This is a genomic window from Bacillus sp. ISL-57 (assembly GCF_018613135.1).
In the GTDB taxonomy this organism is placed as follows: Bacteria; Bacillota; Bacilli; order Bacillales; family DSM-1321; genus Peribacillus; species Peribacillus frigoritolerans.
The window spans coordinates 1-24,941 of the sequence record NZ_JAGGQV010000032.1; the positions used below are offsets into that span (position 1 = coordinate 1).

At 36.1% G+C, this 24,941-nt stretch carries 24 protein-coding genes; 4 read left to right on the plus strand and 20 right to left on the minus strand.

The window, feature by feature from the left end; translation table 11 throughout:
* Nucleotides 1-19: 19 nt before the first annotated feature.
* The 7 genes from J7I90_RS25245 to J7I90_RS25275 all read right to left on the minus strand — a co-directional run bounded on the left by J7I90_RS25245 (nucleotide 20) and on the right by J7I90_RS25275 (nucleotide 6,683).
* A complete protein-coding gene (locus tag J7I90_RS25245; protein ID WP_214774400.1) occupies nucleotides 20-412 on the minus strand; it encodes a hypothetical protein in 393 nt (130 codons plus the stop codon).
* A 225-nt stretch (nucleotides 413-637) separates the two neighbouring features.
* Nucleotides 638-1,174, minus strand: coding sequence for a helicase (locus tag J7I90_RS25250; protein ID WP_214774480.1), 537 nt, complete (start codon nucleotides 1,172-1,174; stop codon nucleotides 638-640).
* A 232-nt stretch (nucleotides 1,175-1,406) separates the two neighbouring features.
* On the minus strand, nucleotides 1,407-1,751 hold the full coding sequence (locus tag J7I90_RS25255) for a VOC family protein (protein WP_214774402.1): 345 nt from the start codon (nucleotides 1,749-1,751) through the stop codon (nucleotides 1,407-1,409).
* 260 nt (nucleotides 1,752-2,011) lie between these two features.
* Nucleotides 2,012-2,623, minus strand: a complete 612-nt coding sequence (locus tag J7I90_RS25260; protein ID WP_214774403.1) for a flavin reductase family protein — start codon at nucleotides 2,621-2,623, stop codon at nucleotides 2,012-2,014.
* A 20-nt stretch (nucleotides 2,624-2,643) separates the two neighbouring features.
* Complete coding sequence (locus J7I90_RS25265; RefSeq protein WP_214774406.1) at nucleotides 2,644-3,891, minus strand: MFS transporter; 1,248 nt, start codon at nucleotides 3,889-3,891, stop codon at nucleotides 2,644-2,646.
* A 126-nt stretch (nucleotides 3,892-4,017) separates the two neighbouring features.
* Nucleotides 4,018-5,031 (minus strand): TauD/TfdA family dioxygenase, encoded by a 1,014-nt coding sequence (locus tag J7I90_RS25270; RefSeq protein ID WP_251025473.1) that lies wholly within the window; start codon nucleotides 5,029-5,031, stop codon nucleotides 4,018-4,020.
* A 206-nt stretch (nucleotides 5,032-5,237) separates the two neighbouring features.
* The gene (locus J7I90_RS25275) at nucleotides 5,238-6,683 is read right to left on the minus strand and encodes an aminotransferase-like domain-containing protein (RefSeq protein WP_214774408.1); all 1,446 of its coding nucleotides are present in this window, start codon (nucleotides 6,681-6,683) and stop codon (nucleotides 5,238-5,240) included.
* Nucleotides 6,684-7,185: 502 nt separating this feature from the next.
* Between J7I90_RS25275 and J7I90_RS25280 the strand changes: the two genes are divergently transcribed.
* Complete coding sequence (locus J7I90_RS25280) at nucleotides 7,186-8,043, plus strand: LysR family transcriptional regulator (RefSeq protein ID WP_214774410.1); 858 nt, start codon at nucleotides 7,186-7,188, stop codon at nucleotides 8,041-8,043.
* 433 nt (nucleotides 8,044-8,476) lie between these two features.
* On the opposite strand, the gene J7I90_RS25285 is transcribed toward J7I90_RS25280, so the two are convergent.
* The 9 genes from J7I90_RS25285 to J7I90_RS25325 form a co-directional block, all read right to left on the minus strand.
* Nucleotides 8,477-9,837 (minus strand): IS3 family transposase gene (locus tag J7I90_RS25285; protein ID WP_214774412.1). Its coding sequence is split into 2 segments (ribosomal slippage): nucleotides 8,477-9,381 and nucleotides 9,381-9,837, totalling 1,362 coding nucleotides; the frame shifts between segments, so codons are not numbered across the junction.
* A gap of 306 nt (nucleotides 9,838-10,143) precedes the next feature.
* On the minus strand, nucleotides 10,144-10,659 hold the full coding sequence (locus J7I90_RS25290; RefSeq protein WP_251025474.1) for a hypothetical protein: 516 nt from the start codon (nucleotides 10,657-10,659) through the stop codon (nucleotides 10,144-10,146).
* A 146-nt stretch (nucleotides 10,660-10,805) separates the two neighbouring features.
* Nucleotides 10,806-11,243: a GNAT family N-acetyltransferase gene (locus tag J7I90_RS25295; RefSeq protein ID WP_214774414.1), complete on the minus strand. Its 438-nt coding sequence runs from the start codon at nucleotides 11,241-11,243 to the stop codon at nucleotides 10,806-10,808.
* Between the two features lie 143 nt (nucleotides 11,244-11,386).
* Nucleotides 11,387-11,536: a GNAT family N-acetyltransferase gene (locus J7I90_RS27580; protein WP_251025475.1), complete on the minus strand. Its 150-nt coding sequence runs from the start codon at nucleotides 11,534-11,536 to the stop codon at nucleotides 11,387-11,389.
* A 255-nt stretch (nucleotides 11,537-11,791) separates the two neighbouring features.
* Complete coding sequence (locus J7I90_RS25305) at nucleotides 11,792-12,091, minus strand: hypothetical protein (RefSeq protein WP_214774416.1); 300 nt, start codon at nucleotides 12,089-12,091, stop codon at nucleotides 11,792-11,794.
* A gap of 318 nt (nucleotides 12,092-12,409) precedes the next feature.
* Complete coding sequence (locus J7I90_RS27585; protein WP_214774486.1) at nucleotides 12,410-12,691, minus strand: amidohydrolase family protein; 282 nt, start codon at nucleotides 12,689-12,691, stop codon at nucleotides 12,410-12,412.
* A 386-nt stretch (nucleotides 12,692-13,077) separates the two neighbouring features.
* On the minus strand, nucleotides 13,078-13,221 hold the full coding sequence (locus J7I90_RS25315) for a hypothetical protein (protein WP_214774418.1): 144 nt from the start codon (nucleotides 13,219-13,221) through the stop codon (nucleotides 13,078-13,080).
* Between the two features lie 467 nt (nucleotides 13,222-13,688).
* A complete protein-coding gene (locus J7I90_RS25320) occupies nucleotides 13,689-14,150 on the minus strand; it encodes a hypothetical protein (protein ID WP_214774420.1) in 462 nt (153 codons plus the stop codon).
* A 57-nt stretch (nucleotides 14,151-14,207) separates the two neighbouring features.
* Nucleotides 14,208-15,458 (minus strand): ParM/StbA family protein, encoded by a 1,251-nt coding sequence (locus J7I90_RS25325; RefSeq protein ID WP_214774423.1) that lies wholly within the window; start codon nucleotides 15,456-15,458, stop codon nucleotides 14,208-14,210.
* Between the two features lie 723 nt (nucleotides 15,459-16,181).
* Between J7I90_RS25325 and J7I90_RS25330 the strand changes: the two genes are divergently transcribed.
* A complete protein-coding gene (locus tag J7I90_RS25330) occupies nucleotides 16,182-17,084 on the plus strand; it encodes a hypothetical protein (RefSeq protein WP_214774425.1) in 903 nt (300 codons plus the stop codon).
* 1,055 nt (nucleotides 17,085-18,139) lie between these two features.
* Here J7I90_RS25330 and J7I90_RS25335 read toward each other — a convergent pair.
* The gene (locus J7I90_RS25335) at nucleotides 18,140-19,264 is read right to left on the minus strand and encodes a hypothetical protein (RefSeq protein WP_214774428.1); all 1,125 of its coding nucleotides are present in this window, start codon (nucleotides 19,262-19,264) and stop codon (nucleotides 18,140-18,142) included.
* 1,400 nt (nucleotides 19,265-20,664) lie between these two features.
* On the opposite strand from J7I90_RS25335, the gene J7I90_RS25340 reads away from it, so the two are divergent.
* Together J7I90_RS25340 and J7I90_RS25345 are read left to right on the plus strand one after the other, a co-directional pair.
* Nucleotides 20,665-21,150, plus strand: a complete 486-nt coding sequence (locus tag J7I90_RS25340) for a hypothetical protein (protein ID WP_214774430.1) — start codon at nucleotides 20,665-20,667, stop codon at nucleotides 21,148-21,150.
* Nucleotides 21,150-22,793, plus strand: a complete 1,644-nt coding sequence (locus J7I90_RS25345) for a helix-turn-helix domain-containing protein (RefSeq protein WP_214774432.1) — start codon at nucleotides 21,150-21,152, stop codon at nucleotides 22,791-22,793. The genes J7I90_RS25340 and J7I90_RS25345 overlap by 1 nt, the downstream gene beginning before the upstream one ends.
* A gap of 594 nt (nucleotides 22,794-23,387) precedes the next feature.
* Here the strand turns inward: J7I90_RS25345 and J7I90_RS25350 are convergent.
* The 3 genes from J7I90_RS25350 to J7I90_RS25360 all read right to left on the minus strand — a co-directional run bounded on the left by J7I90_RS25350 (nucleotide 23,388) and on the right by J7I90_RS25360 (nucleotide 24,913).
* Nucleotides 23,388-23,978 carry a hypothetical protein gene (locus J7I90_RS25350; protein WP_214774434.1) on the minus strand — a complete coding sequence of 197 codons (591 nt, stop codon included), beginning with the start codon at nucleotides 23,976-23,978 and terminating at the stop codon, nucleotides 23,388-23,390.
* The gene (locus tag J7I90_RS25355) at nucleotides 23,965-24,375 is read right to left on the minus strand and encodes a hypothetical protein (protein ID WP_214774436.1); all 411 of its coding nucleotides are present in this window, start codon (nucleotides 24,373-24,375) and stop codon (nucleotides 23,965-23,967) included. Before J7I90_RS25355 ends, J7I90_RS25350 begins: the two co-directional genes overlap by 14 nt.
* Before the next feature lie 238 nt (nucleotides 24,376-24,613).
* A complete protein-coding gene (locus J7I90_RS25360) occupies nucleotides 24,614-24,913 on the minus strand; it encodes a hypothetical protein (RefSeq protein WP_251025476.1) in 300 nt (99 codons plus the stop codon).
* Nucleotides 24,914-24,941 lie beyond the last annotated feature (28 nt).

Here is a 24,941-nt window from a genome sequence, read left to right on the forward strand (position 1 = left end):
AGTCTATTTTCATGGTAGTTCAAGAAGGATCAGCTTCTATAAACTGTTCATAATATTTTTTAGGGTTACTTATTTTGTTTTCAATGAAAAATTCAGCCTGGTTTTTAACCATATCAATATAATCACTATCACTTTGACCCTTACGAGTATTCTCGACACTGCCGTCAACCTTAACATAATTTGATTGTACATTTACAATTACCGTCATAATTTTCTTATCTTTAAACGAAACTGTTCCAATAACTTCTTTATTTTCTAAATCAACAGAAGGATAGTCCACTGTTATCCCAGAGGATTTGTACACAGTAAACCCTGGTATTGGTACCATTGGTCTAATATATTTAAATGTAATATAAAGACCAATGCCAACAATCGGTATCAACAAAATTTTCAAGACAAGCGAACCACCCATTACTGTCCTCCTAACAACAATTATATTCCCTAAATAATACCATAAAGTTAGAGTTCCTTCTTCAACTAATCTGCCCCTTTAGTTCATTAAGGGTTTTTCACTTCATTTTTCAAATGTACCATAAGTGTAAGAATCGCATATTCAAAAGGCCGCCAATTGGCGGCCTCTTATGCCCCTGATGCACCCGTTAGTTAAAAAAATTGGGTAATACTCTCTCTTAATTTCTCATTTCTTTAAGTTTTTTGTTTGACAAAAGATAAAGTGATCATCAGGATTCCAAACATGCAGATGATCAGCAATGTATCCGCGTAGCCACAACCCTCCGTTAATTTTCCTAAGGTAAAATCCTTTCGGAAAATAATCGTCTTCATCTACTATCTCTGATGCTATTGTAATGGAGCCAGAAGGAGCTTGTTGTTGTGAAAGATTCCCCTTATAACCTTCAGGCTGATCTAGAAACTGTAGTCTTAAGTGAGGTCCCACCTCAAGTGGACACAATTCCAAACCAAGTTCGCTCGCTCGTTTAAAAGTCTGCGGCAAAGTCGCCCCATCAGGAAACCCAAGGTCCCTAACGGTTAGTTCAACGGTCTTTAGGCTGTACTTTGTTTTAAAAGTAGTGAATTTATCATCAGACAATAGTCTCTCACCATACCCATTCATCAAGATGGAGTGTTGTTGCAATTTTTGAATAAGCTGCAATTTCGTTAGCCCACCAACCTCTATGATTCTTGTGATACCTGGGTATTCAGGATATATTCCTATTCTTGGTCACTCCTTACAAATCGGATAGAAGGATTTAAATCAATACATTCTATACTTTTTCAAAATTCCCTCGCTCAATTAAACTACTTCGTTAGTTTAAGGCACTTCTCCTTCTTTAAGAAAACTGCTCCGGTAGTTCAAAAAGGGTATTTTTTTACTTGAGTTTGAATGTATGAAAATCAAAGACTTTCGCCCTTAAGTGGAATAAGTAAAGTTTCTGTTACTTATGGAATTATTTTTGGATAAGTTTTTCAAGTTGGCTCAAATACATCATTTCATTTGGTTCAGTCGGGCTACCATCTGGCAATTTACACATCAATTCTAAAGCGTTTCCATCTGGATCATCAAAATAAATTGATACATTCTGCTGATGCGGTCTAACTATCGGTTCCAACGGTTCCAATCCACTATGAGAACGAAGGGTGATCCCTTTTTCAGTGAGCCATATACTTGCTTTTTTAATGTCATCGAAATCTACTTCAAAAGCTAAATGCCGACCATTACCTGGAAAAATGGCAGGCTCCCTATCCCTAGAAATATCAGTTTTCCAAAGACCTAGCCATGTTTTGTTTGGCACAATCCAAAGAAAGGCAATGTCATCGTTTCTTTGTCTACCTATTTACATAAAGCTCGTTATCATTAATCACCTTTTTAAACAAAACAAATCCAACTCTAATAAAGAGTTGGATCTTTCAGACTGTAAGCAAACTCGATTATCATCGAGTTTGAACTTTACATTATAATGATTTGGTAGTTCATTTTCTGACTCAATTTCTATTATGCCGTTGTATTCATTCTTTCCTGCTCTTTGAGTGGTCGTCGAATTACTCTCCTACTTCACTCTGGGCGTTCTATTGAAAATTGGGCTCCTAGTAATGCGTAATCGTTTCCTGCAAGGCGGCTTACTGGTTTCAATGCCTGTGCGTCGATGCGGCCCTTGTCATACAGATGCTCTGCGATATGGAAGCGTACGATGCGGCCGACAATCATATCGCATGCGGCTGCTCCGTCAGTGCCCCCAAATGGAAGGATTGTATCGACGAGGCACTCCATACGGATACTTGCCTCCTGGATACCGGGAACAGAAACTATTTCGCTTTCAATAGGTGTTAACTTGGCGAGCTCGACCTCACTTTGGTCTGGAGGGAGATTCGCGGCTGTCTCATTAATAGCATGGATGTAAGATTCATCTGAAATATGGACAACAAATTCTCTTTTGTATGCCGCATTCCGTGCGGTATCCTTTTGGAGGCCCTCTTTTCTTTGTACAGAAATTGATACCATCGGGGGATTTGCTGTAACTATACTAAAGTAGCTGTATGGTGCCGCATTCAATGTGCCGTCCTCTGCAAGGGTGGTCACAAAGGCGACAGGCCGCGGGATAATGCTTCCTATAAGTAGCTTATAATTCCCCCGTTCACTTTCGGTGTTTGGATCAATAGAAATCATAAAATCAACACTCTCCTTTCTTAACCATTTAATGCGTCCTTCGATTTCGTCACCTTAATCTTACGACTATCTGTGATCTTCAGCCATATTCCCCCGATAGAGATAAATACAGATAAGATTACAAAAGGAACCTGATATCCGTGAAAGAAGTCTACCAATAATCCAAACAAAGATGGAGCTAATACAATAAAAAATTGATTCAGTGTCAGGGCAAAACTTACTGTCAGACCAATAAAACTTGGATTAGCTCTTTCAGAGACTAAAACGATAAAGAGGCTATACCATCCAATGGCAAAAAAACCGATAACAAAGCATAAGATACTAATCCCCCATGTAGGCAAATAATCTAAAGAGAATGTCAGGTTTAGCAACATTATTACTGTTAAGACAATTGTTATAAATAATGGATTAACCCTATTACCTTTAAAAAAGTAGTCACTAATCCAAGCTAACGCGATTCTACCAACCATTCCGCCGATTAAAGCCGTACTTAAGAAAAATCCAGCTAAATTAAGACTTATGTTAATAGCATTTGTTAGATAACTCATCAGGTGTGCCACTATAATCATTTGAAGAGACATCATTGTAATTCCAATAAGAAAAATAGGATAAAGTTTAGCATTATTCTTTATTTTCTTAATTTTATCTACAAACCTATACGTCTCTCGCTTACTTACATTAACTTTGTAGTCCCTATACAAGATTAAGAATATAACACCACCTAAAATGGCTACTACTGCTTGTGTGATTATTGCAGATGATAGTCCATATTTATAAAAGAAGAAAGGCAATGTAGCAGAGGCTAATGCTCCCCCAATAGGTATGCCTGTTTGACGCACTCCCATAGCGAGACCGCGATTTTTATTAGGAAACCACTTTATAATTGCAGTACTTCCACCTGGTTGTGCAGTTCCATACCATATACCTACAAATGTCAAAATGACTAAGAGCATTAAGTATTGATTTGTAGCATTGGCAGAGAGAACACTAAGTCCGAGGAAAATAGAGCCCATTCCAACTATCCAACGTTCCCCATACCTATCCATAAGATTTCCAAAAACAAGCATAGAGAAAATCGGACCTATGTTAATTGCTGAAACAATTAGACCTGTTTCAAATTGAGATAAGCTGTACTCTTTTTGATAAAAGGTTGCCAAAGGTCCCATACCGTATGTCACAAAAGTAGCACATGTCTGTGAAAATGTTGCTATTAAAAGGATTATCCACTTGTATCTTTCTCTTTTCCTTACCTTATGTATAGAGAGCATAATTCCCTTTCCCTCCAGAAGTTAGAATATAAATACACAATAATTAATTTATAAATGATTTAGTTGATTGTAAAAAAAGCAAGAAAAGACTGCAAAGTAAAACTAAATTGCAGTCCGGTAATTGTACTATGCGAACACTGGTTCAAATACTCGTTCTTTCACCTGATTTAAATTACGATGATTCCATAGGTTAGGTGCAACAATTACCCGTTGTACCCATCTGTACGGATTCCCATCTTCATCTATACTCGGACTGAAAGCATCCCTAGAGTGTAAGGTAAAGCGATTATCAATATATACAAGTCTTCCTGGAGTAACATCAATGCCAAATGAAGCCTCACGTATGGCGTCATAGAAGTTTTGGAATGCTAAAGCAGCTTCACTGTTAATAGGTATAACCATGTCAGGATAAAATACAGCAGCTACCTCTGGGAAATTTGTATTTCCTTGAATAAGTGGTACAAGTTCAGTTTGTTGCAAATTTCCTGGTATTGCTGATCTCCAACGATATGGAACCTTTATCTGATACAAGGGTTGACTAAGTTTCTCAACATCGCCTTGAGACAGAAGCGTCAATGCTTTACGTGCATCTGAAATACGAGTTAGAGGGCCTTTTGGATCGTGTCTTACCCCAGTCAAGACTAAGCCGAATGGTGAGTAATTTCTGTCTCCCATAAACTTTAATGCTGCATTCTCAATATGGAAATCCAGTTCGACTTCCGAACCAAGTCCTGTATATTCTTTTTTAGCTTCAACAGATGGAATCAAATTGTTAACAATTTCATGCCCTTCGTGTAGCATAGAATAAGGTTCCCCAATTAGAGCTCCAACTGAAATAGCCAGGTTCTCACTAATAAAACCTGACTTGGCCTCAGGTGCATAGGTTTGCGGAAGTGGAGTTGTGATTACTTTTTCATCCAATGGGAGATTCTCAATTACAATATAAGGCATTGGATTTAGGGAGGCCTTTTGCTCATTTAAGCACTCAATAATACGACTTGGCATAGCTCTATGAGCTGCCATCCGGACCTCGGTAATATATGACGTAGATCCCGTAGGATCATACTTAATACGGCTAAATTCTTGCCGCAATATCTCCCTTTCATTGTCACTTAACTTAAAAATATATTTTGAATCCATGAAACTTTTTCCCCTCTCAATGACAATCTTTCAATTCCTTCGTACCAGTTAGTTCCTTAGAAATCATAGTAGAGTCAATAATCAATCTAAAGAACATCACTAATAATAATTCAAACTTCACTAGAAGTAACCTACCAATTGAGAGAAATATTACCAAACCAATTTTTAACAATCTAAATATGTATAATATCAGTTAAACGCATTTATTATAGTTTTAAAAGTTCTTCAGCCAACACTACAATACCTTCTTCAAGTTCTTCCATAGAAGCATAAGAAAAGGAAAGACGAACATAATTATGACGCTCCTCATTATATATTGATCCAGGATGGATTAATATTCCTCTATTAAGTAATCTAAGATATAAGTGATGTACAGATTTGCATTTGTTAAGGTTAACCCATATAAAGAGTCCACCAGTAGGAACTTTCCAACTGGCTATACCACCTAGGTGCTTTTCTAACATGTAAAGTAAGAAATCTCTTCTTACTCTGAGTTTCTTACGAATCTCCATTAGATACTCATTATAAAATTGACCTTTTAACCATTCATAGGCGATGTGTTGAGATAAAATGCTGGACCCATTATCCAACTGCAGTTTAATGTCAGCTAATCTTTCAATAACTTGCTTGTTTGCCACTGTCCAACCAATTCTAAGCCCTGGACTAAGAGATTTAGATAGGCTTCCAACATATAAAACCGAATTGCCTCCTTCCATGGATTTCATTGGTGGCGGCGTTGGTTCGTCAATCCATAGATCTCGATACACATCGTCCTCAATTAGAGGAAGTCTTTGTTTTAAACACATTTCCAGTATAGAATTTCTTCTAGAAGGAGGCATAACTATCCCCGTTGGATTATGGAAAGAAGGTATTGAATAGATTGCAGCACGATTTTGGTAATTTCTTAAATTACAAATTTCAAAAGGAATCATCCCCTTTTCATCCATCGATACACCCCGTAAATTAATACCGGCAGACTGGAAAGCATGCCTAGAATATAGATATGATGGTATATCTAAAAATACTGTTGATCCCTTTTCTAGTAGCCCTAATGCTATAAGTTGCAACCCTTGGGTAGCTCCTGATGTCACAAGAATGCAATCTGGGGATGTATTAATACCATAATTTTTAAGATGTCTTGCAATGGACTCTCTTAAGGGGAAATATCCCTTTGGATCCTCTTTACCCAAATAATTCAAGTTCTCTCCTACTAATCTAGTTATTTCTCTCATTTGATACTTTGGAAAGAATTCATCAGCTAGCTCTGCCCTGCTAAGCTGGATAATGTTAGAGTCTAACTCCAAATTATTGATAGTTTTTAGAAATGGAGGACTTTCTTTATATATGGCATTCTTAATACGAAAATCCCAGTTTACTCTGTTCCCATTGGTTAGAAAGGCATTTATGTTAGTTGTAACCCTTGTAGCTGATCCCTTCTGTCCTTCAATAAGTCCAGAAGACTTTAAATCCTCAAGCACATTTACTATAGTACTCCTATGTACATTCAACTCCTCAGCTAATTTCCTCTGAGGAGTTAGCTTATAACCAGCTGGCCATTCCCCGGTGATAATTCTATCTTCTAAATAATGAAAAATTTGTTGGTGGATGCTTTTATCTGAATTTCTCTTTGGTTTCCAAATTTCACAAACCATTATGTATTTACACCTCATGGAGTTAATTTACTGTAATATTGACCCGTCTGTATTGAAGTACAAATTAGGTAAGGCGATTTTAGTACTGGTACGAATACAGGATTCGGCCGATAAAACTAGACCTTAGTGATACAATATTTACCAATGGATTGGTATCGATTGGATTTGTAGCAAAAACGAACTTTTATGTTACGTTTCCATTTCGAAATACTAGTCTTAATAAAACTTGAATAAAGGTGTAACAAAATACTAACATTATTTATTCCATACCTTTTTGGTTACAACAAAACATAGTTATTGGTAATAAAATTATCTAGGAACCCTAATCCTACAATCCATCGCTCTCCCGTAATTGTCTATTAAGTTCCCGAAGGTTCTCATCTCAGGTTGTATATTATTCTTTCCTCCTGTTCCTCTATAATTGTAGGAAAGTACAGATATAAAGTAAAATGAATAATATGTATATGATTCATCAATAAATTTGATAACAGGAGCGAGCTATATGGACATAAAAGATTTAATTGTTTTCCAAAGGGTGGCAGAAGAGGAGAGTATATCAAGAGCAGCTAAGTCACTAAACTATGTACAATCAAATGTGACAACAAAGATTAAACAACTGGAAATTGACCTAGGGGTTTCTTTATTTCACCGAAATGGAAGAGGGGTTGTTTTAAATTCGAACGGTAAAATATTATTGGAACAAGCTCAACAAATCTTACATTTGGTTGAACAATCGGTCAAACTTGTACAAATTAATGAGTCTATTCCGGTTGGTACGGTTACAATTGGATCCATCAACTCAAATGCTGCAGTTCGGTTGCCTCCCATACTAAAGCAATATTATAAGCTGTATCCCCAGGTAGACCTGGTAGTAGAGACACATAACAGTGCAGAGTTAATAAGACAGGTGTTAAGCCGAAAGCTGGATGGAGCGTTTGTAGCAGGTGAAGTTTATCACCCAGAAATAACTTCCCTTTTATTTCAAGAGGAAGAATTGGTTATGATTAGTCATAAGGACCTTTCTTTACTTGAAGATTTGGGTCAGTTTAATATGATGGTCTTTGGTGATGGATGCCACTATCGGGATGCATTGGAAAGTTGGCTAGAAGAAGAGGGACTCTACCCAAAGCGAATCCTTAAATTTGGTACAATTGAGGCCATTATAGGTTGTGTTAAGGCTGGCATGGGAATAGCTGTTATGGTTCAATCCGTGTTAAAAGACCATCAGCAATCCCTACATGTAAAGGCTTTGCCACAAAAGTATGCAAAAGTTCCTACACATTTTATTATGCGAAAAGACATATTGCTTTCTGCTGCATTTCGTAAATTTGTAGAGATTCTTAATCTAAGTAACTATTAGATAGCAACTATGCATTATTTGAACATAAACGCCCTCCAGAATCGCTTAACTGGAGGGCATTTTTATAAGCTTCTAGATACATTGAATTCTGATAACATCTGTTATTGAAATATCTCCTATAGGGGTAGCGTCATGGCGGTACCCCTTCTATACGTCTTTTTCGATAACAAAAAAACGACAAAATAAATGAAAAGTAACAGTAATAATATACGTGCAAAATAGCACTTAAAATAAGTGCAAATTATCACCAAAAGTAACAGGGGGAATTGAAGTGTTTCTTCAAGTCTCTAAAACTTATAAGTTTTAGACGATTCTGTTTAGTAGGGGTAGCGTCAGGAAAATGCAGATTTACAACGCTAAGGAAATGTCACCTATTAAAAAAGCCGATTTCCATCTCATGAACTGACCCCATAAAGTTAGACAGGTTATTTCGTTAGGCAGCCCGTTGGGCATGAGCTCGGTATTGTACCGGGCTCATGCCTTTTAATTTTGCCTTGATTCGTTTGTGATTATAGTATTCTATATATTTTGCTAGTTCTTGTTTAAAGTGTTCCACACTTTCAAATTCTTTTAGATAAAGAAGTTCCGATTTCATGATACCAAAGAAATTTTCCATAACAGCGTTATCGTAACAATTCCCTTTGCGAGACATACTTTGCGTAATGCCACGTTCCCTAAGGTCATTACGGTATTGTTTCATTTGATAATGCCAGCCTTGATCTGAATGAATAAGGAGAGTATCGTCGTCTGTTAAACGTTCAAAAGCTTGATCTAACATCGTTGAAATGAGTGAGTAGGTTGGTCTTGAACCGATTGTATACGTAATAATTTCTCCATTAAATAAGTCCAATATCGGCGATACATATAGCTTTTCCCCAAATATTTTAAACTCTGTAATATCCGTAACCCATTTCTCATTTGGTTTTTCAGCTTTGAAATTGCGATCTAAAATATTTAGTGCAATCTTGCCTACAGTTCCTTTGTAAGAGCGATATTTTTTCATACGGACCAGACATTTTAGCCCTAGTTCTTTCATGATACGCTGTACCTTTTTGTGGTTTACTTTGTGTCCACGATTTCTAAGTTCATCACGAATTCGACGGTAACCAAACCGACCTTCATGTTCATCGAAAACAGATTTAATCAATACTTTCAGTTCTGCATCTGGATCAGGACGACCGAAGTTTTTCACCCAATAGTAATACGTGCTATGCGGAATGTCTGCGAGCTGTATAAGTGCTTTCACCGGGAATGCATTCCTTAATTCATAGACTACTTGTGCTTTGTCTTGTTTGGTGATTTTCCCTTGTTTTGAACTAAGGCATTCAACTTTTTTAAATAGGCATTCTCCATACGTAAACGTTCATTCTCCGCCTGTAAAGCCTCAATTGATCCTTCATCGGGTACTTGAGTATTTGATGTCTTATTATTTTTATTTTTCATGGATGGATGCCCCTTTTTCTTTGATTGTAGGGCATCAAATCCTTCTGTTTCATAAGCAACTTTCCATTTTCGAAGCGTTTCATAAGATGGAATATTAAAAATCGCCGCTGTTTCCCTGATAGACGTCCCGTGTTCGTTCATATAATTGAGTACATCTAGTTTAAACTGTGCGGGGTAGGGTGTATAGCGTTTTTCAAAAGCATCCTCACCAAAAAGTGCAAATTGTTTAATCCACTGATGGAGTAAACTCGGATGAACACCAATAGATTTAGCAATAGTTTGTCCTCCCTCATTACCATCTATATATTGTCTTACTGCCTGTATTTTTTCTTCTGAAGAAAATCTCGCCATAAAAAAACTGCACCTCCAATTGTTAGTTGTGTCTAACAATTGGGGTGCAGTTCACTCAAGGAATCGACTTTTTTAGTTATTCTTCTTCAACTAACGCACCCGTTAGTTTAAGTAGGTTTCTTCACAAACTTTTTAGTATTTCAGTTAATACAGGAATGCTGCCCCGTTTCAAGATAAGAAAAGGCTATGTTAAAGTACTTGGTTGATTTTGATTAATCATAATCGTTTATGGTATCAAACACCGCATTCTAAGGTGAAAAACTAAAGCATTATCCCCTTTTGTTCAAAAAGAAGGGATTTTTACTATCACTGAATTAAGATATTCCCTACATATTGGGCTGTACCTCTTGAACTTGTGAATACAACTTCTAAAACATACCCCCCTTTGTTATTGGGGATTTGAAATTCCCTATTTTCATACAATTCGAGTTCAATTCGTTGTTCATCTTTCAGTAGGGCAACTGTTATTTTTGGGTCTGTCCAAATATCTCCACCATTTCTTACGTTCTCTTGAAAATCTAAGGAAACTTTTTCGTTAGCAGTAACCTTCATTTTTTCTTGTGATAATCCGAATTCTTGAATATCATCTATTTTTTGATCTACATCTCCACTTGATGAACTCCAACTGACATTTCCTTCTGCTAATTGCACAGATGTAGCAAGGTCTTCTGAATATAAATGAGCAGTTGGAACACCAACATCATAATCTTCTCCTATACATCCTGTTAATATAAAAATTAAAAACATTCCTATAAATAATCTAAAAAAGCCTTTCATTTCATACCCCCTATTTTTCACCCTTTCTAATTTCAATCCAATCATACATCAATAATCCATATTATCCCATTTTCGTTGTTTATCATTTTTTTACTTAATCAACTAAACTGCCCCTTTAGTGCCATAAAAAAAGGCTGCCGTAGCAACCCCCTTATTGAAGTAAAGCAACCATTAGTGAAAGAAGCCGTTGCTTATAATGGCAAACTCATAGTAACTGCCCTAATGTTAAATCCCATTTTTTCGTACAGTTTAATAGCTTGATTCTCTGCAAATACACTGAGGTGGACTTCAGAGTATCCATCTTGTCTTAAATGGTCAATGGCAGTTCTCATTAACCGTTTAGAAATTCCATTCCCTCTAAATTCTTCTATAACAAATAGTTCATAAATAAATCCACTCATCTTATCAGTAAATTGATCTTTACTTGCCCCTATAAGAATCCATCCCATTAATTTATCCATCTCTGTTGCTATTAAATAATAGCTTCCCTTTTCCAATAGAGGTTCAACAAGATGTTTGATTTTTTCATTTGTAGGTTTTACTTCACCCAATGTGCCATCAAATACAGCTTGTGGAGAAAGTAATATAACCTTTTTGAGTTCCGAATCGTTAGGTTTTCTAATATCCATTAATAATGTCGAGTCCTTTCAATATCCTTTTATAAAGTTTAGCATAATATCCTTATTCCCCTTATTAAAAGGTAAATCTTTTGGCATCAACCTGATATTAAATGGAAAAATTTAACCAATCACCACGAATTCCTCCCATTTTTTCAAAAGCGTTGAGCAGGAAAATTATAGGTAGCTGTTATCCATGACATATGGACATAGCCGTTGTCTTTAGTATAGTTTTCACAAGTTTTAAATAGTTCTTGAGCTACACCTGTTTCTCTAAATTCTTTGACTACATAAAGGTCATTCATTACTGTTATTCTATCTGCTTTAAGTTGTTAGGGTTTTATAAGATTTTGCTAAATTTAGCCGTAGTTGTTTATTGTCATGGAGGGAGAATGCTTTTCCATTATCCACAATGAAGAATGAGTGCACTCTAAACTTTTCAAATTGAGAGGTTCCAAGTGTTTTTTGAAGCATATCCTCTTTGGTTGAAAATGCTGGTGTGACGATGTGCGCTTCCTTAGATTCTTGTTTATAGACCCCGAAATACGCACCTTTATCCTTCAGGATGAAAAAACACTTTTTTCCTTATCGACTGGGAATGTTTCAATGGAATCCCCTTTTATTTCAAATAACTGAGGGTGATGTTCCTTTATCATGGTGTAATATAGCTCATATTCAGCCTCTGTCTTTTCTTTGGTTGACCAAGAAGTGGAATCTTGTTTCAAACTCATCTTTTCCTGGTTCATGAGACTTTTCCTATCTAAACTTTTTTGTTTAGACTGTTCAATCATTTGTAGAATAAAGTCAGCAATCGTAAGCATGGAATCGTTGACCGATCTTTCAATCGAATCATTTCTCATAAAAACATGTGAAAATTTAAAAAATCATCACCCCACTTTAATTCTGAATGGGCTTGTTTACATCCATATACTTTATTTCTATATAACAACAACTACTTACAACACTATCTCGTATAATGGTGAAATTAAATACACTTGTTCCTCAATAGGAAGCAATTGTTGAATAATTAAATCCCTATTTCTCATTTATATCACTGAGAGATTGGGATTATTTAATACTAGAATATCCTTAACGGTATAAATCCGCGTTAAATTTGCAATTACCGCCCACGAATATATATCTTCTTCCCAAAAATGATTGTGTCTGGAACCCATTTTTTAGGGTTTCTTTTTGGAGTTTACCCAAGTCGAGTGTCCGTCAATGGACTTTAAAAGGACAGGGATATCAGAAACGATCTTATCAAGATCTTCCTTGGTTGGACCGGGATTGGTTTTATCTGATTGTTCATATAGTCCGTTTGCCCACCCGTGACCAGTGATGATCTTAGCATCAGGATTCTTCTTTTTGAAATCAGCCACTGCCTTGACGTACTCATCGTTCGTTTTGAGATTTGTAAGGTCTACAGCAAATAGCTTAGAACACTCTGCACTCCCTGATATCCATTTCCACTATTTTAAAATGTCTTTTCCTCATCTTGTAGAGACCTGAAATGTCTTGCGAAAAAGGTAATATGATATTGCAAGAAACTCACGTGATATTTGATTCTATTGCAATACCTTTGACGCTTCTCTTTACCAGCGATATTCCTTTTATTGATAAAATCAACCAAAAAACTAAAAAAAATGAACCATTTTATAGGATTCGTAGTCATATAACCCTAACTTTTCTGGTTGGCATTCTTGAGACTTTAGTCTTGTTATTATCCTTTTTACTAATCCTTAATCTATTCTTTTCTGGCTAGATCAACCGCTAAATCTGATTAATTAAGATTTTTAAGATCATAACTGTAAAAACCTTTATTTAAGAAGAAAGAAAACAAAAATCGTTATTGTTCGAGAATCTCAATGTCGCCCAAATGCTTTGGAACATATTCATTAAATTGGTTAAATAAATAATTAAGATAGGAGTTTAGTTCAAATCGATCTTCCTGAATAAAATTGACAAATGGGGTTTTAATTTCTTCTTCCATCTTTTCCTCCCCTTCACTTTACTTTTTATATCATCCAGATCTTTAATCGCTCACCCTTTTTGAAGTTCATTACATTTCCTTTAGAAAAAGTAATTTTTTTAATTAGTCACATTTTTAAAAATGTAGTATTAGCCACGCCTACGCCAAGATACCATGATGGCCACACACGCCATTCGCCTGTTTCAATCATAAAAGAAAACGCTTACATTCTCCAGTATTACTATCATACAACTTTCGACAACACCCTCGAATATGAAAGGGTACGTCTATGCTTTGAGCACTTCGTTTAAAGATCCAGTCACTCTCTGGAACCCCCTATATATAAAATTCCAGTTAAAAAGGGCTCTTTGCTTTTGATTTGGGAGTAAGATTAACAAAAAAAAGAGGTTGATTCAAATTTGTCGTTATTCAACGACCTTTTGAATCAACCTCTTACATATATCTGAGCTCTATTTATAAAAAATGTTTTACCCTTTTAAATTGGTCATCTTCCCCAACTTCAATAGTTTAGAAAGGGCTTCGTTTGATTGACCCTTACCTTCTTCATGATTCACTGGCGCTTCAGATGGAACGATTGGTGAAGAAGCTGGCTTACTTTTATGGGATACCGGCTGCACCATTTGCTGGGCAAGCGCCGTCCCTTCGGGATTCCCTACAATTAAAGACACGATATTATAAAGAATCCTTTGCCCTTCCTCGGTTTTCAAAAGTGCTAATTGATCATTCGCAAAGGTGTCTAGTGGAAGGTATATACCTTGTTCTTTATAAGACCCATTCCGAACCTTTAATCCATCTTCAATAAGCGCGCTAATAAGTTCATTTCTGCTTTTAAAGCTGTCTACCAACTCATTAAATTCATTAGCCCATTTTATCGAGGTTTTTGGGGTATATTGAATTCCCCGACCTGGAATGATTTTTCTATTGGACAACGTTACCACCACCTTGTATCACAACTAAAAGAAGATGCTACTCCTATCCTTGAATTTTTATGCTTCAATTGATTGTTTTTCAATTTCAGCAATAATATTTTTCAAGAGATATGCCTTACTTGTAAAGAAACTGGCTTGATCGATATTCGGGGGAAACAGACAATCTTCTTCTTTAAGTTCCGCTAGGTATTGATAGGCGAAGAGAAGTCCTCCCCCGACGATAATCATTTGCCCAACGTTTGTATCAACAAAATACCGGATGACTTTATCTTTCACTTCTTCAGCATATTGTTTTGTATATTTTTCTACAATCTTTGTGATATCTGCTGTTTTGGACTGCCATGTCGCTTTAAAGACAGGAGAATATTTAGGTTTTTTAACCATTTTATCGATTTCCGGCTTGATGAACTTCCTCATGAATTCTTCACGTGTAAACGAAATCTTAGGAGTTTTATTCACCCTTTCAAACCGAGCCCTTATGCTGTCGAATTCCTTTAGTTCCGCTGCTTCTTTCATGATTAAATCAATATATTTATTTGTACCTATCAGATGGTTTGTAGATTTAGTTGAATTTAAACCATTTTCATCATAAAGAGCTAAATCCAATGTTCCAGCTCCCAAATCAGCTATGGCAAACTCATCATGGATTTGTGATGAAAATTCAGTTTCCACCACTTCCCCATCCACTAAATCAAAAGCCAATGCCAAGTAGCTCGTTACGCCTTCTACATTAAGCTGAACATCCGTAATGTTAATGGTTATAGTTTTGCCTTTATAAGGTCCTTTTATTGCTGTAATTTCATGTTCCCCCATATATAAGTTGATTTTTTCGGAAGACGCCTGTTTAGCCTCTTCTATTGGAAGCCCAAAACTCAATGGAACGTCTACCTTATTGGTCTTACCTGATTTCCAAGCAGCTAAGGCTAATCCCGCTAAAGTTGTTACTACATGGATTTCATTCCCTAATTTATCTCTAGCATCACTGCTGGTTTCTCTTAAATTATTTTTGTCATTCGTTGAAATTTGAGCATATTCCCCTACTGTATAATAAGCATTTGTTCGATTCTTTGGTAAGGCTTTACTTTTAATATGTAAATGAAGAATCATATCATCAGGAAAAGATTTATCTGCGCTTTCATCTGGCATATCTTCTGCAGTCGTTTCCGCGTTTTCCCCGATAATACTCGCGATATTTAATGAAACAACATTTCCTTTTTGATCGATATATGTAATTTTATTAGAAATGTTCCCACTATCCACTCCTGCAATTAAATAATCCTCTTTAAATAAAAAATCAAGTTTTGTCATGATCTTCCTCCTTCGGACTAATCTAGTTTAGTCTACTTACTATCCAATATATAGAGATTTCCTATTAAAGTCAACGAAAAACTAGCGCTAAATTGTCGTTATCGATATTCCATCGCCAATATTATATCGGTAAATTAGCGCTATCTCAACGCTTAACACAACCTCTACGAACGGTTATGTCATTTTAACTATATATTTGCCGACAATTTGGCGTTATCGAATTTTCGACTTCTTTTATCACTAGATAACTGTCCGCGATTTACCGCTAAACTAATCCGCGTTATTGCTACTTATCGTCAAATTAACGTTATCGATCATTTAACGTTGGTTGTATAAGAGAATTCACTCCCATACAAACCATACTAAACTAGATTAGATTGGTTTAGAAATGAGATTATCACCCGTATATTAACGCTAATAATTGTATATTGTTGTATTCTACCGCTAGATTAGCGTTATCGGTTATTTAACGTAAGAAATATAGAAGAAACTCGCCGGAAATATAAACTAGATTAGACTAGACTGGTTATTATTATCGTGCTTCTAATTTAATCTAGTCTAGATTAAATTAGACGGAATCGTTTATTATTTCTATTAAAGCAAACAAACTTAGTTGATTAGTCTTTATCTAGTAGGTAAACTATAGATACAGATAAATTGACGCTTAGCGATAGGTTGATAAAAATAAGCTATAGTTAAACTAGCGTTAAGAGGAGGGTTATCGTGTCAAATAGAGTCCAGGCTAATAAAGATTTCATTATAGAAGCACTTCGTGACGATGCTTTATTCACTTCGTTGGTGCTTGATAAGGAATACAGTGCCAAACTATTCAAAAAAGATATACTAGAGTTGGATCCCAATGCCATGTATTCAACTACCGATTGTTCCGATAAGATTTTTAATATCGCTAATTCCACGCTAAGGTATTACGTTAGGATGCTAGAGGGATACTTAGAGATTTATGTAGAAGGTAGAAAGAAGCGTTTGCCATTTCTCACTGTATTTAAAATCCATATGACTTTACTGGCAATTGAGAGGGGAGAAACGATTTCCGATATTCAAGTTAAGTTATCGCTAAAATCGATTCCTCAACAAAATGGTGGAAAAGCAAAAGGGAGTAAATATAACGAGGATACCTTAGATCAATTATTCTCGGAATTTGATAGAAGGCAGAATGTAATGATGAGAACCTTCACGCTACAAAACACAATCAATCTAATTGAAGTGGAGTTGCTGAGAAGGAGAACTGGAATAGCTGATAGACAAAGACAAATTGAAGTTATAGAAGAAAAGATTAAAAATCATCGGTTAAATCGAAAAATGGATCGACAAGCAGCGAATGTGTTACGAAAAAGTTTGGAGCAAAAGAAAAGTACAGGTTTTTTCTCTTTCTTTTCAAAAAAAAATACAGAAGATACTCTGAATATAGAATCTGAAATACTAGTGGATGAAAGGGATATCAAAGCTGATCATATAGAAGTGGAACTCATTGATGAAATTAACACAATAAGGCAGAAGATTAGTCAAATTGAAGAAGAATCACTTGCTTTAGAAAAAAGGTTGAAATCTGAAACAGCACTCCTAACAAATGAAAGGGAAGTATTAGAACAATCTATGGAAGATTAATGATTCTTTTTTATTTTTTCGGTCTATTAAGGAGGAAAATTGGAGCCTCCCAAAGTTTTATATGTAGTACACTTGCTTGAAGTTGGATATTTAACATTTCATTTTGTAGAGTGAAATTAGGAATAAGCGTGTCCTATTGCTTTGTGAAGATCAATGAGGGTCTATAGCTTCTCTATGAGCTCTGTAGAGCTATATAGCAATTAAGAGGGGCAAAGGGCCCTTGACCCTTATTTAAATACGTTGAATGCAGGAAAATGATATAAATTTAGGCCACCGTCTTGGGTGGTCTAATTTTGTTACAAAGTATTTTCTTTTTTTAGGTATTACTTACAGAATTTTTGGTGAAAAGCGATTTCGTGAAAGGTGTTATAGAGTGCTGCTCATTTCACTTATGCTGAATGTTCATAGGTGCCGTTTTAAGCTCGCCCCAACTAATTGGAAGGTTATTCTGGTGATTGTTTAAAATTTATAATAAATGAACCTTAATCTAACTAATATGGTTGATTAATCTTTTCATTAGTTTTCAATATGTAATTTTTGAAAGTCACATTGTTTTACATCGAGTACATTATTCTTAATAATCTAATATTTTAAATTCTGTTTAAAGTGATTTATTTCGTAAGTAAACAAATTTAATAAAAAGGCAAATTTAATAAGAGAAAACAGATTTAATAAAAGAAACAGAAGTGATAGGCATTTTTCAATTGTTATGTATATCCATTGAGGGACAAGGGTTCTGGCCATTCCTAAGAGTGGTTTTAACAGAGTTTCCACTTTCCCACATATAGAATGTAAAAGAAGTCACATATACACAAGGCTTTTTTTTAACTATTTACATTTTCACAGGATGGTATTTTTAATATCCACTATTTCACAAGGCTACATTCGGAATCTATTAGGCGTAAAAAAATAATCCTTCTCGAAAACTCTGCCAGAAATCGTGACAGAAGAGGGAAGGAAAGACTTTTGTTTTAAGGGAATACCTCATTATTTTTTTTTAGTATATTCGAATAGCCCTGTGAATGTCCTATTTTTTCACAAGGCTGGTTAATCTATTAAATTACACCGTGTAGCTCTGGTGTTTGGCCGGTTTTGGTGTATTCCCTGATTTTGGCTTCATGGATTAATTCATAAGGAATCTTTTTTAAGGCCCCAGGAAGATACTTTCTAAAGGCCATTCTGAAAAAGGCGCCAATCGAGTAGAAATGGAATGAACCTTTTCGTTGTTTTTCTGTATGTATATGAATTCCTATCTGATCCATTGTTTGTAAAAAGAAGTTTTTCATGAATCGATCACGTATGGTGAAGCTTTCATAGTCCTCATCATCCATAAGATAATTCAGTTTTTTCATTACTTCCTGCTTAAAGGAAATCATGACATCGATTTGGTCTCTTGGTTTAAATTTAATTTGATGTCCATCAAAGAAGTAGGTGAGCTCTTTTGATAGTTTCGCCATGAGTGAGTTGACATTGAATTCATCCGTGTTTTCTTCCACACATTCTGGCTTCAAGGAAAAGGAGGCTTTTTTTATCCATATTTGCTTGCCACGAATCTCCATCCCTGTGAATTCGATGGAAAAAAGAGCTTCTAAAACGCTTAAAGTTTTACGAACCCCTTTTGCATTTTTGTTTAGTTGAAGTTTAAGTGTCTTCATTGTCCGTTCTTGTTTTATTTTCTCCATTTCACCTGTCTTGCTGAAAGACAGACCAGTCCGGAACTGGTTAAGTAAGGATAAGAGTAGTTCGATACCTTCTGGGTTCGAGGTACGTACGAATTCCGCTAAAATATTCGTTTCAAAAAGGGCGTGCGGTATGATTAGGTAGTTGAGAGATACACCATTAAGTTCAGGTGTATTATACTTGTCAACATCTTTTAACATGATAACAGGTAACCCTTCGTGGATTTCCTCTTTTACAAAATGATGATCTTCTAAAAACTTTTTTCCTCCCCAAAGGGTAGAATAAGAGATTCCAAGTTTCTTTGCCCAGTAAGAAAGATTATATTCCTTAAGTATGCCTCGTTGGTTTTGTTCTACTTGTAATTGGTTTAACATGGTCATATATACGACATAGGCAGAGGCAGGAGGGCGCTCAAATGACTGATCACGAAGAAAATGGAATTCTTTTAAGATGGCGTGATGCATTCTAAAACCATCGATTCTTATTCTGGATTCTTTCATTTTAGGCCCTCCTCACGTCTATTTTTCTAGTTTGAATTATAGCAGAATGGAAAAACAGGAAATGCTGTCCTTTATTAAGGGAAATTCAAAGTTGCACAACATGTGCTCATCCCTTGGGGGGCAAGGGATTGAAAAAAACACTAAAAATTTTTGTGTGAAAGGAAACGTCATTTTTTCACACCATTTGTGCATATTGTGAAAGGAAACGTCATGAATTAATAGATAAGCACATTAGGACAAACGCTGATATATCAATGTTTTCATGAAATAGTCCATCCATAAATGGAAAAGAATAAAAAAACTTGCACAGAAACGTGTGCAAGTTTGTGTGAGAGCAAACGTCATTTTTCTTCATTTTAGAACAAAAAGAGATAAATTTAGGCACTATTTTGTTTGGGCTTTTCACTTTTGCTGAATTTTTGTTGGTGATTTAGGGGTGTAAAAGGTTGGTTGATTAAAATGTTTGGAAAAATCTCAATTCAAAAAAGGAGAATTGTGCACATTGTGAAAGGAAACGTCAAACCTGAAAAAGTTGCACAGCTTATTATGGCTGAGGCTAGATGCAAGAAAGAGCCGAGCTTAGGGGAGGTTGTTAACGGATATAAACTTGCATCCCCTTATCATTGTGCACATTGTGAGAGCAAACGCCCATTGAAGGAAAAGTTGCAATCTTATATAATGCTGTGCATATTGTGAAAGGAAACGTCATGCTTTAATCATTTAGGGAGGAGGTTATCCCCGGTATATCAACAATCTAATGAAAAAAGCCATTTATAATCGAACTAAAATCGTAAAACTTGCACAATAACGTGTGAAAGGAAACGTTAATTCCCTTTTATTTGACCAGAGGGGATTCCTTATGCAAGGCTTTAGGTAAAGAACCTATATTTTAATAGAAGTTCAATAATCAGGCTTGTGCACATTGTGAGAGGAAACGTCAAAGGAAAGATAAGTAGCAATTTTATGGAGAGTATCCAATCGGCTGCTTTTTTGATTTATTTTTATCAGTTGCATTCCCAATGGTGAAGCATCGCAAGCCTAACCTTCTTAGAGCCTTTCCGGCAGGAAGCCAAGAAGGCAGCCAATAGATCAACGGGCACCACACTTTATACTTTCGGACGCTAGCGCAATTTAAAAAACTAAGTGCCCAACTTGCAGGAGCGATTGTTTATGCGTTTTTTCATTCTGCTTGCAAATGGGTAAAAGCATCCCCTTTGGTGAACTGATGCGCTTCGCAAGTTTAAAGGGGAAATATTGCAAGTGAACAAAAAAGAAGTGTTTTGTGCACATTGTGAAAGGAAACGTCAAAATAAAAAAAGTTGCACGTTTAAACCGTGTGTTGACAAAAGCAACAATGCTCACTCATAATTACCATATTACTAGATTAGAAGGGAACCTAGATGGATTTTTTAGTAGGAGTTAAAGAGGTGGGGGAAATTCTCGGATGGGATCGGAGAAAGGTCTCCACCTATCAGCTGCGTGGCGTGCTTCCTAAACCAGTGGTCCATTTATACAGTGGTCCCATATGGTTTCGAAAACAAATCGAATTTTTTAAGGATGGGAAAGAATTTGGTGTCAGGACTTATTATATAAAAGATGAGATGGTCTATGAATGTATGCGTAATCAACCTTTCAAAGATACAATCTATTCACCTATGGACATTAAAGAACAGATGGGAAATTATATTCTTTATCAGGAAAAGGACATTCAACAGTTGAAAAATGCCATCTTAGAAAAAAATCCGATCGTTCAGTTCCTTTCTTTTGAGTCCGTTAGCTTTCTGCACGATTTGGGTATTTTGGAAACCGTTGTTTTTCAAGATTACATCCAACAGTACTCATTTGAGGACATAGAGTCGACAAAAGAAGGGTGGGTTAAAGAGTAATGTTACAACCCCTGCAAACGAAATTTTTGAATGTCATGAAAACGATTTTCCCGGATTTTCCTCAACTCTTTGTCGATTGGAATATGGATATCAACCATCTTATGTCCGGTCAAGATGATTACCAGCCTAGCCAAACATTAAAAGCATTTTTTGTGATTTTGGATAGCTTGGTGAAAAATTATGGATTGAAGTTCGAGGAAATGGAACAATGGGTTGATGATTACATAGAAGAAATTAGAGATTTTGTCCTTCCATACATACAGATTATAGGAGAAGAGAATTCAGCACATTCCCCAAAGTCAAACAACAGGGAAGTGATAAATGCCTTGTTGAATCAAAATTTTGCTGAGTCCGGTTCGGCCTTATTATTTCATAAATTAAGGGAGACCATCAGTAAAAATGAATTCGACATTACGACTGATATTCCTACTGCGAGGATTGCGGAGAGGGCTTTAGAAGCGACGGCTCAAGTGAGGGCAGAAAATGATTATCTGATGATGAAATCCAATGTAGCCATCGAACAATGGAAAAATCTCACCTCTCAAGCCATCACGTCGATGGACGACTTAACCGCAGATATTTTTGATATTGTCTCGATTCTTTGGATGCAACAGGCTACTCATAAGGACCAAATGATTCATTTTCATACGGATGATGCTTTGAATCTAAGGAGATTGCAAGGTCGGAAAGAAGATTTAGACGGATATCAAATGTCTTATCGAAAAAAAGAACGTGATGATATCATGAAAAGGTTGGCCGCTCTCACAACGATATGGATAAGAATTGAAAAAGAGAATTTGAGGTTCATTAATGAGGACCAGGGAGATTTTGAAGAACTTGGACAAGTCCAGTTTAATCCCTTGTTTTTGGTGGATAGCGTGACGGTAGCCTATCGGGGGGATAACCCGATTGGTATTTATGAATGCAGCATTCGACCAGGGGAAATGCTCGCAAACTTTTTATACGGTTCCCAAAGGAGCAGTGGGCTGCTTGCATTAAAGACGCTAGAATACCATCCAATTAAACAAAAGTACCATAAACGGTTATCCAGGTACCTGTCCTGGCAGTGGAGGATTCGCCAGAAGAGTGCAGATTATCTCAGGGCTTATCATATTGGGGGAGACAAAGGGCTTTTAAAAGTCATGGATTTGGACGTGAATCCGCGATACGGTTCAAGGATTAGAGAACAATTTGAGGAAATATTGGACACCCTGCAACAGGATGGAATCATTAAAGGGTGGAGCTATAAGGAAAAAAACCTAGAGAAACAAATTGAGCAGGAGAGAAATTGGTTCGCGAATACTTGGTTGAGGGCACGTGTCCAAATCATCCCACCTACTGAAATCACGGGAATGGGAGATGACCAGGACTTATTATTGATCGAGGATCAGGACAATTTTCTAACTATGTTGAAGGGGATGACGGACAGGGAGACTGGTGCAACCAAGGAGATGGTTGAAGAAAAGCAAGTTTCTCCTGAAACGATAAATAAGGAAAGAACGGATCGGGGATTAAGCATTTTTGAGGCGGCTAAGGAAATGGGAATCTCCCATAGTACCTTGTCCAGGTATGAAAGGAATCTAATTAAACGCCCATATACAGTTAGTTTAGAAAAGATGAAAGAGTGGTTAAATGCAAAATAAGCATCAAAAAGGTGCTTATTTTTTTTGAGGATTTTCTAACATATCATGCGAGCATCACCTCAAGAAATAAAGATAAAGGCATCTTATTTTGCACTGACATAAATCATGCAGGGTGTATGAAGGATCTGTTATTTCGCTTGTGAAAAAATGGCATTGAATGTTTATGGTGAAATGTGTGTTTCAAGGGATGATTTTAAATGATTTAAACAAGAATCAATAGAACGTTTATAGTTTATTGAACAAGCAAAAAAGGTTCAGGACATTAAAATTTTTTGTGATTGAAGCAGAGAGCAAGGATCGCTGGTGAAAGTGCTATTGGTGACTAAGTTGCCTTGCTCGGAATATACTATTCCCGCAAAAGGTTAATGTTACATAGCAGCAACAAACTGTGAAAAGATAGAAGAGAGGTTATTGGTTTAACGAAGGGGGCTAGTGCAGAACACCAAAAAACATAGGTAATGAGCTTGGAGAAACTTATACAAGTTCATACCTATGCAAATTGCATTGTGAATGCATTAGTTCATATTTTGAAATTTAGTCTGAGATTAATCGATTTTCCCCTTCAAATGTTTTCCCTAGCCTTTCGTATATATTCTATTCGGTTTCATCATCAAGCAGGCGCAGGATATTTTCTATGACGCCCGCATGATCACCTTTTCGAAATTTATCAATAAAGTCTATATAAAGAAGCTCAAATACTTTCTCAAGTGTGTAGCCATGTTCAGGCTGAACTTCCTCCATATCGGCAAGCAACACCTCTCCACGCAAGGCGAATTTCCTTCTCATGCGTAAATTCAATGTTTTCATTTCTTGATTCTTATCTATATGGATTAATTTAAAGGTAGATTCACCATACTTTTCAAGTCTTGAATTTTTATCAGCATACTTATCCAATGAGGTGAGCAATCGGAATAAGGCCCTTGAATCTGGATTTTTTTTCGCAAAAAGTAAGAAGTCATTATATAAAAGATTCATTAAGTCGTTTTGTTCGAAATGCATGTCTGATAGGTCTTGAATATCTTCACAGAAAACTTCTGCTCTTAAAAATAGATTCAAGGGAACTTCTATACTCAGTATGACAGTTGAAGATTTATTTGCTTTATGGAGAAGTTTTCCGATAAAGTTTGATGATCCGATCAAAGATAGTTCTTCATCTATAAGATTGACTTGGCTATATTTCCCCATCGGTTACGCCCCCTAGTTGTTTTTTATTGTATGCTTCTACAAATATTCGATGAGCTGCTTTTCGAACGCTACATTTCCAAACGGCCGCATAATCGCCTATTTTTTGATAAGTTTCATGATTTACTTTGCAATGAACTGTGTAATTTTGGTCTGTATAGGTGACGTCAGGATAAACGAGCACCTCTTCAAGTCCAAATAACAGTATTTCCGTTCCCAAGGCTGTTTTAGAGCCATTCCAGTATCGTCGGGATTCCCTTCTTAATATCATGTCCACGCGTTCGTCTACGGGAATTTTTATGTCATGCAGCTTATCCGAACGAACTTTTCTTTTTTGTGGTTCAATCATTTTTTTTTTAGAAGAAGAGAGAACTGGATTTAAATGGTTAACCTTTCCCATTTGTTATTCCCCTTTCAAAATTGTCTTTTTCTTTGGGTTGGTTGGTCAGTTGGTTACGTCGTTATGCAATCCCAAGAGTGAAGGGAGGTATATTTGCTATGAATTGTGGCAAGGCTTTTTTTAAGTGAGGTGATACGAAATGAGTAAAAATATATCAAAAGAACTGGCTGAAAAGCTTGCTAATAAGGCATCCACGTTACATTACGTAAAGAGCACAAATGAATCTAAAAAAAAATAATTAACCCAAAATAATCTTAATTCCACCCTGTTCAGTGATTTTAAATGGAGCTAGATTCTGTTTTTTTATATAGTTTTGATCTTTCCAGTAACCATCTTCATCCTGCCCCCAATCCGGGCAGGGGAGAGGGACGTCAGCAATTTTATGTTTTTGGAGGATAGTTTTATACTCTTTTGAATGTGCGGCGACAAATAAGGCTAAACGGATAATTTGATTTCGATCTAGATCGGTCGCTTTATAAACATTCTCTATATAATTTTTATAAGCATCGGGGTATCTTACGGTAGGTCTATACACCATTTTCCTGCCTCCCTTTTACCAATAGTAT

Bases quoted from the DNA above. Each gene is read 5' to 3' on its own strand.
- J7I90_RS25270 (WP_251025473.1), bottom strand. From the start codon at position 5,031: ATGGATTCAAAATATATTTTTAAGTTAAGTGACAATGAAAGGGAGATA.
- J7I90_RS25290 (WP_251025474.1), bottom strand. From the start codon at position 10,659: ATGATTGGATTGAAATTAGAAAGGGTGAAAAATAGGGGGTATGAAATG.
- J7I90_RS25345 (WP_214774432.1), top strand. From the start codon at position 21,150: ATGTTACAACCCCTGCAAACGAAATTTTTGAATGTCATGAAAACGATT.
- J7I90_RS25295 (WP_214774414.1), bottom strand. From the start codon at position 11,243: ATGGATATTAGAAAACCTAACGATTCGGAACTCAAAAAGGTTATATTA.
- J7I90_RS25315 (WP_214774418.1), bottom strand. From the start codon at position 13,221: ATGGAAGAAGAAATTAAAACCCCATTTGTCAATTTTATTCAGGAAGAT.
- J7I90_RS25350 (WP_214774434.1), bottom strand. From the start codon at position 23,978: ATGGGGAAATATAGCCAAGTCAATCTTATAGATGAAGAACTATCTTTG.
- J7I90_RS25355 (WP_214774436.1), bottom strand. From the start codon at position 24,375: ATGGGAAAGGTTAACCATTTAAATCCAGTTCTCTCTTCTTCTAAAAAA.
- J7I90_RS25305 (WP_214774416.1), bottom strand. From the start codon at position 12,091: ATGAGAAATGATTCGATTGAAAGATCGGTCAACGATTCCATGCTTACG.
- J7I90_RS25280 (WP_214774410.1), top strand. From the start codon at position 7,186: ATGGACATAAAAGATTTAATTGTTTTCCAAAGGGTGGCAGAAGAGGAG.
- J7I90_RS25325 (WP_214774423.1), bottom strand. From the start codon at position 15,458: ATGACAAAACTTGATTTTTTATTTAAAGAGGATTATTTAATTGCAGGA.
- J7I90_RS25335 (WP_214774428.1), bottom strand. From the start codon at position 19,264: ATGAAAGAATCCAGAATAAGAATCGATGGTTTTAGAATGCATCACGCC.
- J7I90_RS25260 (WP_214774403.1), bottom strand. From the start codon at position 2,623: ATGATTTCTATTGATCCAAACACCGAAAGTGAACGGGGGAATTATAAG.
- J7I90_RS25275 (WP_214774408.1), bottom strand. From the start codon at position 6,683: ATGGTTTGTGAAATTTGGAAACCAAAGAGAAATTCAGATAAAAGCATC.
- J7I90_RS25245 (WP_214774400.1), bottom strand. From the start codon at position 412: ATGGGTGGTTCGCTTGTCTTGAAAATTTTGTTGATACCGATTGTTGGC.
- J7I90_RS27580 (WP_251025475.1), bottom strand. From the start codon at position 11,536: ATGAATGACCTTTATGTAGTCAAAGAATTTAGAGAAACAGGTGTAGCT.
- J7I90_RS25340 (WP_214774430.1), top strand. From the start codon at position 20,665: ATGGATTTTTTAGTAGGAGTTAAAGAGGTGGGGGAAATTCTCGGATGG.
- J7I90_RS25360 (WP_251025476.1), bottom strand. From the start codon at position 24,913: ATGGTGTATAGACCTACCGTAAGATACCCCGATGCTTATAAAAATTAT.
- J7I90_RS25265 (WP_214774406.1), bottom strand. From the start codon at position 3,891: ATGCTCTCTATACATAAGGTAAGGAAAAGAGAAAGATACAAGTGGATA.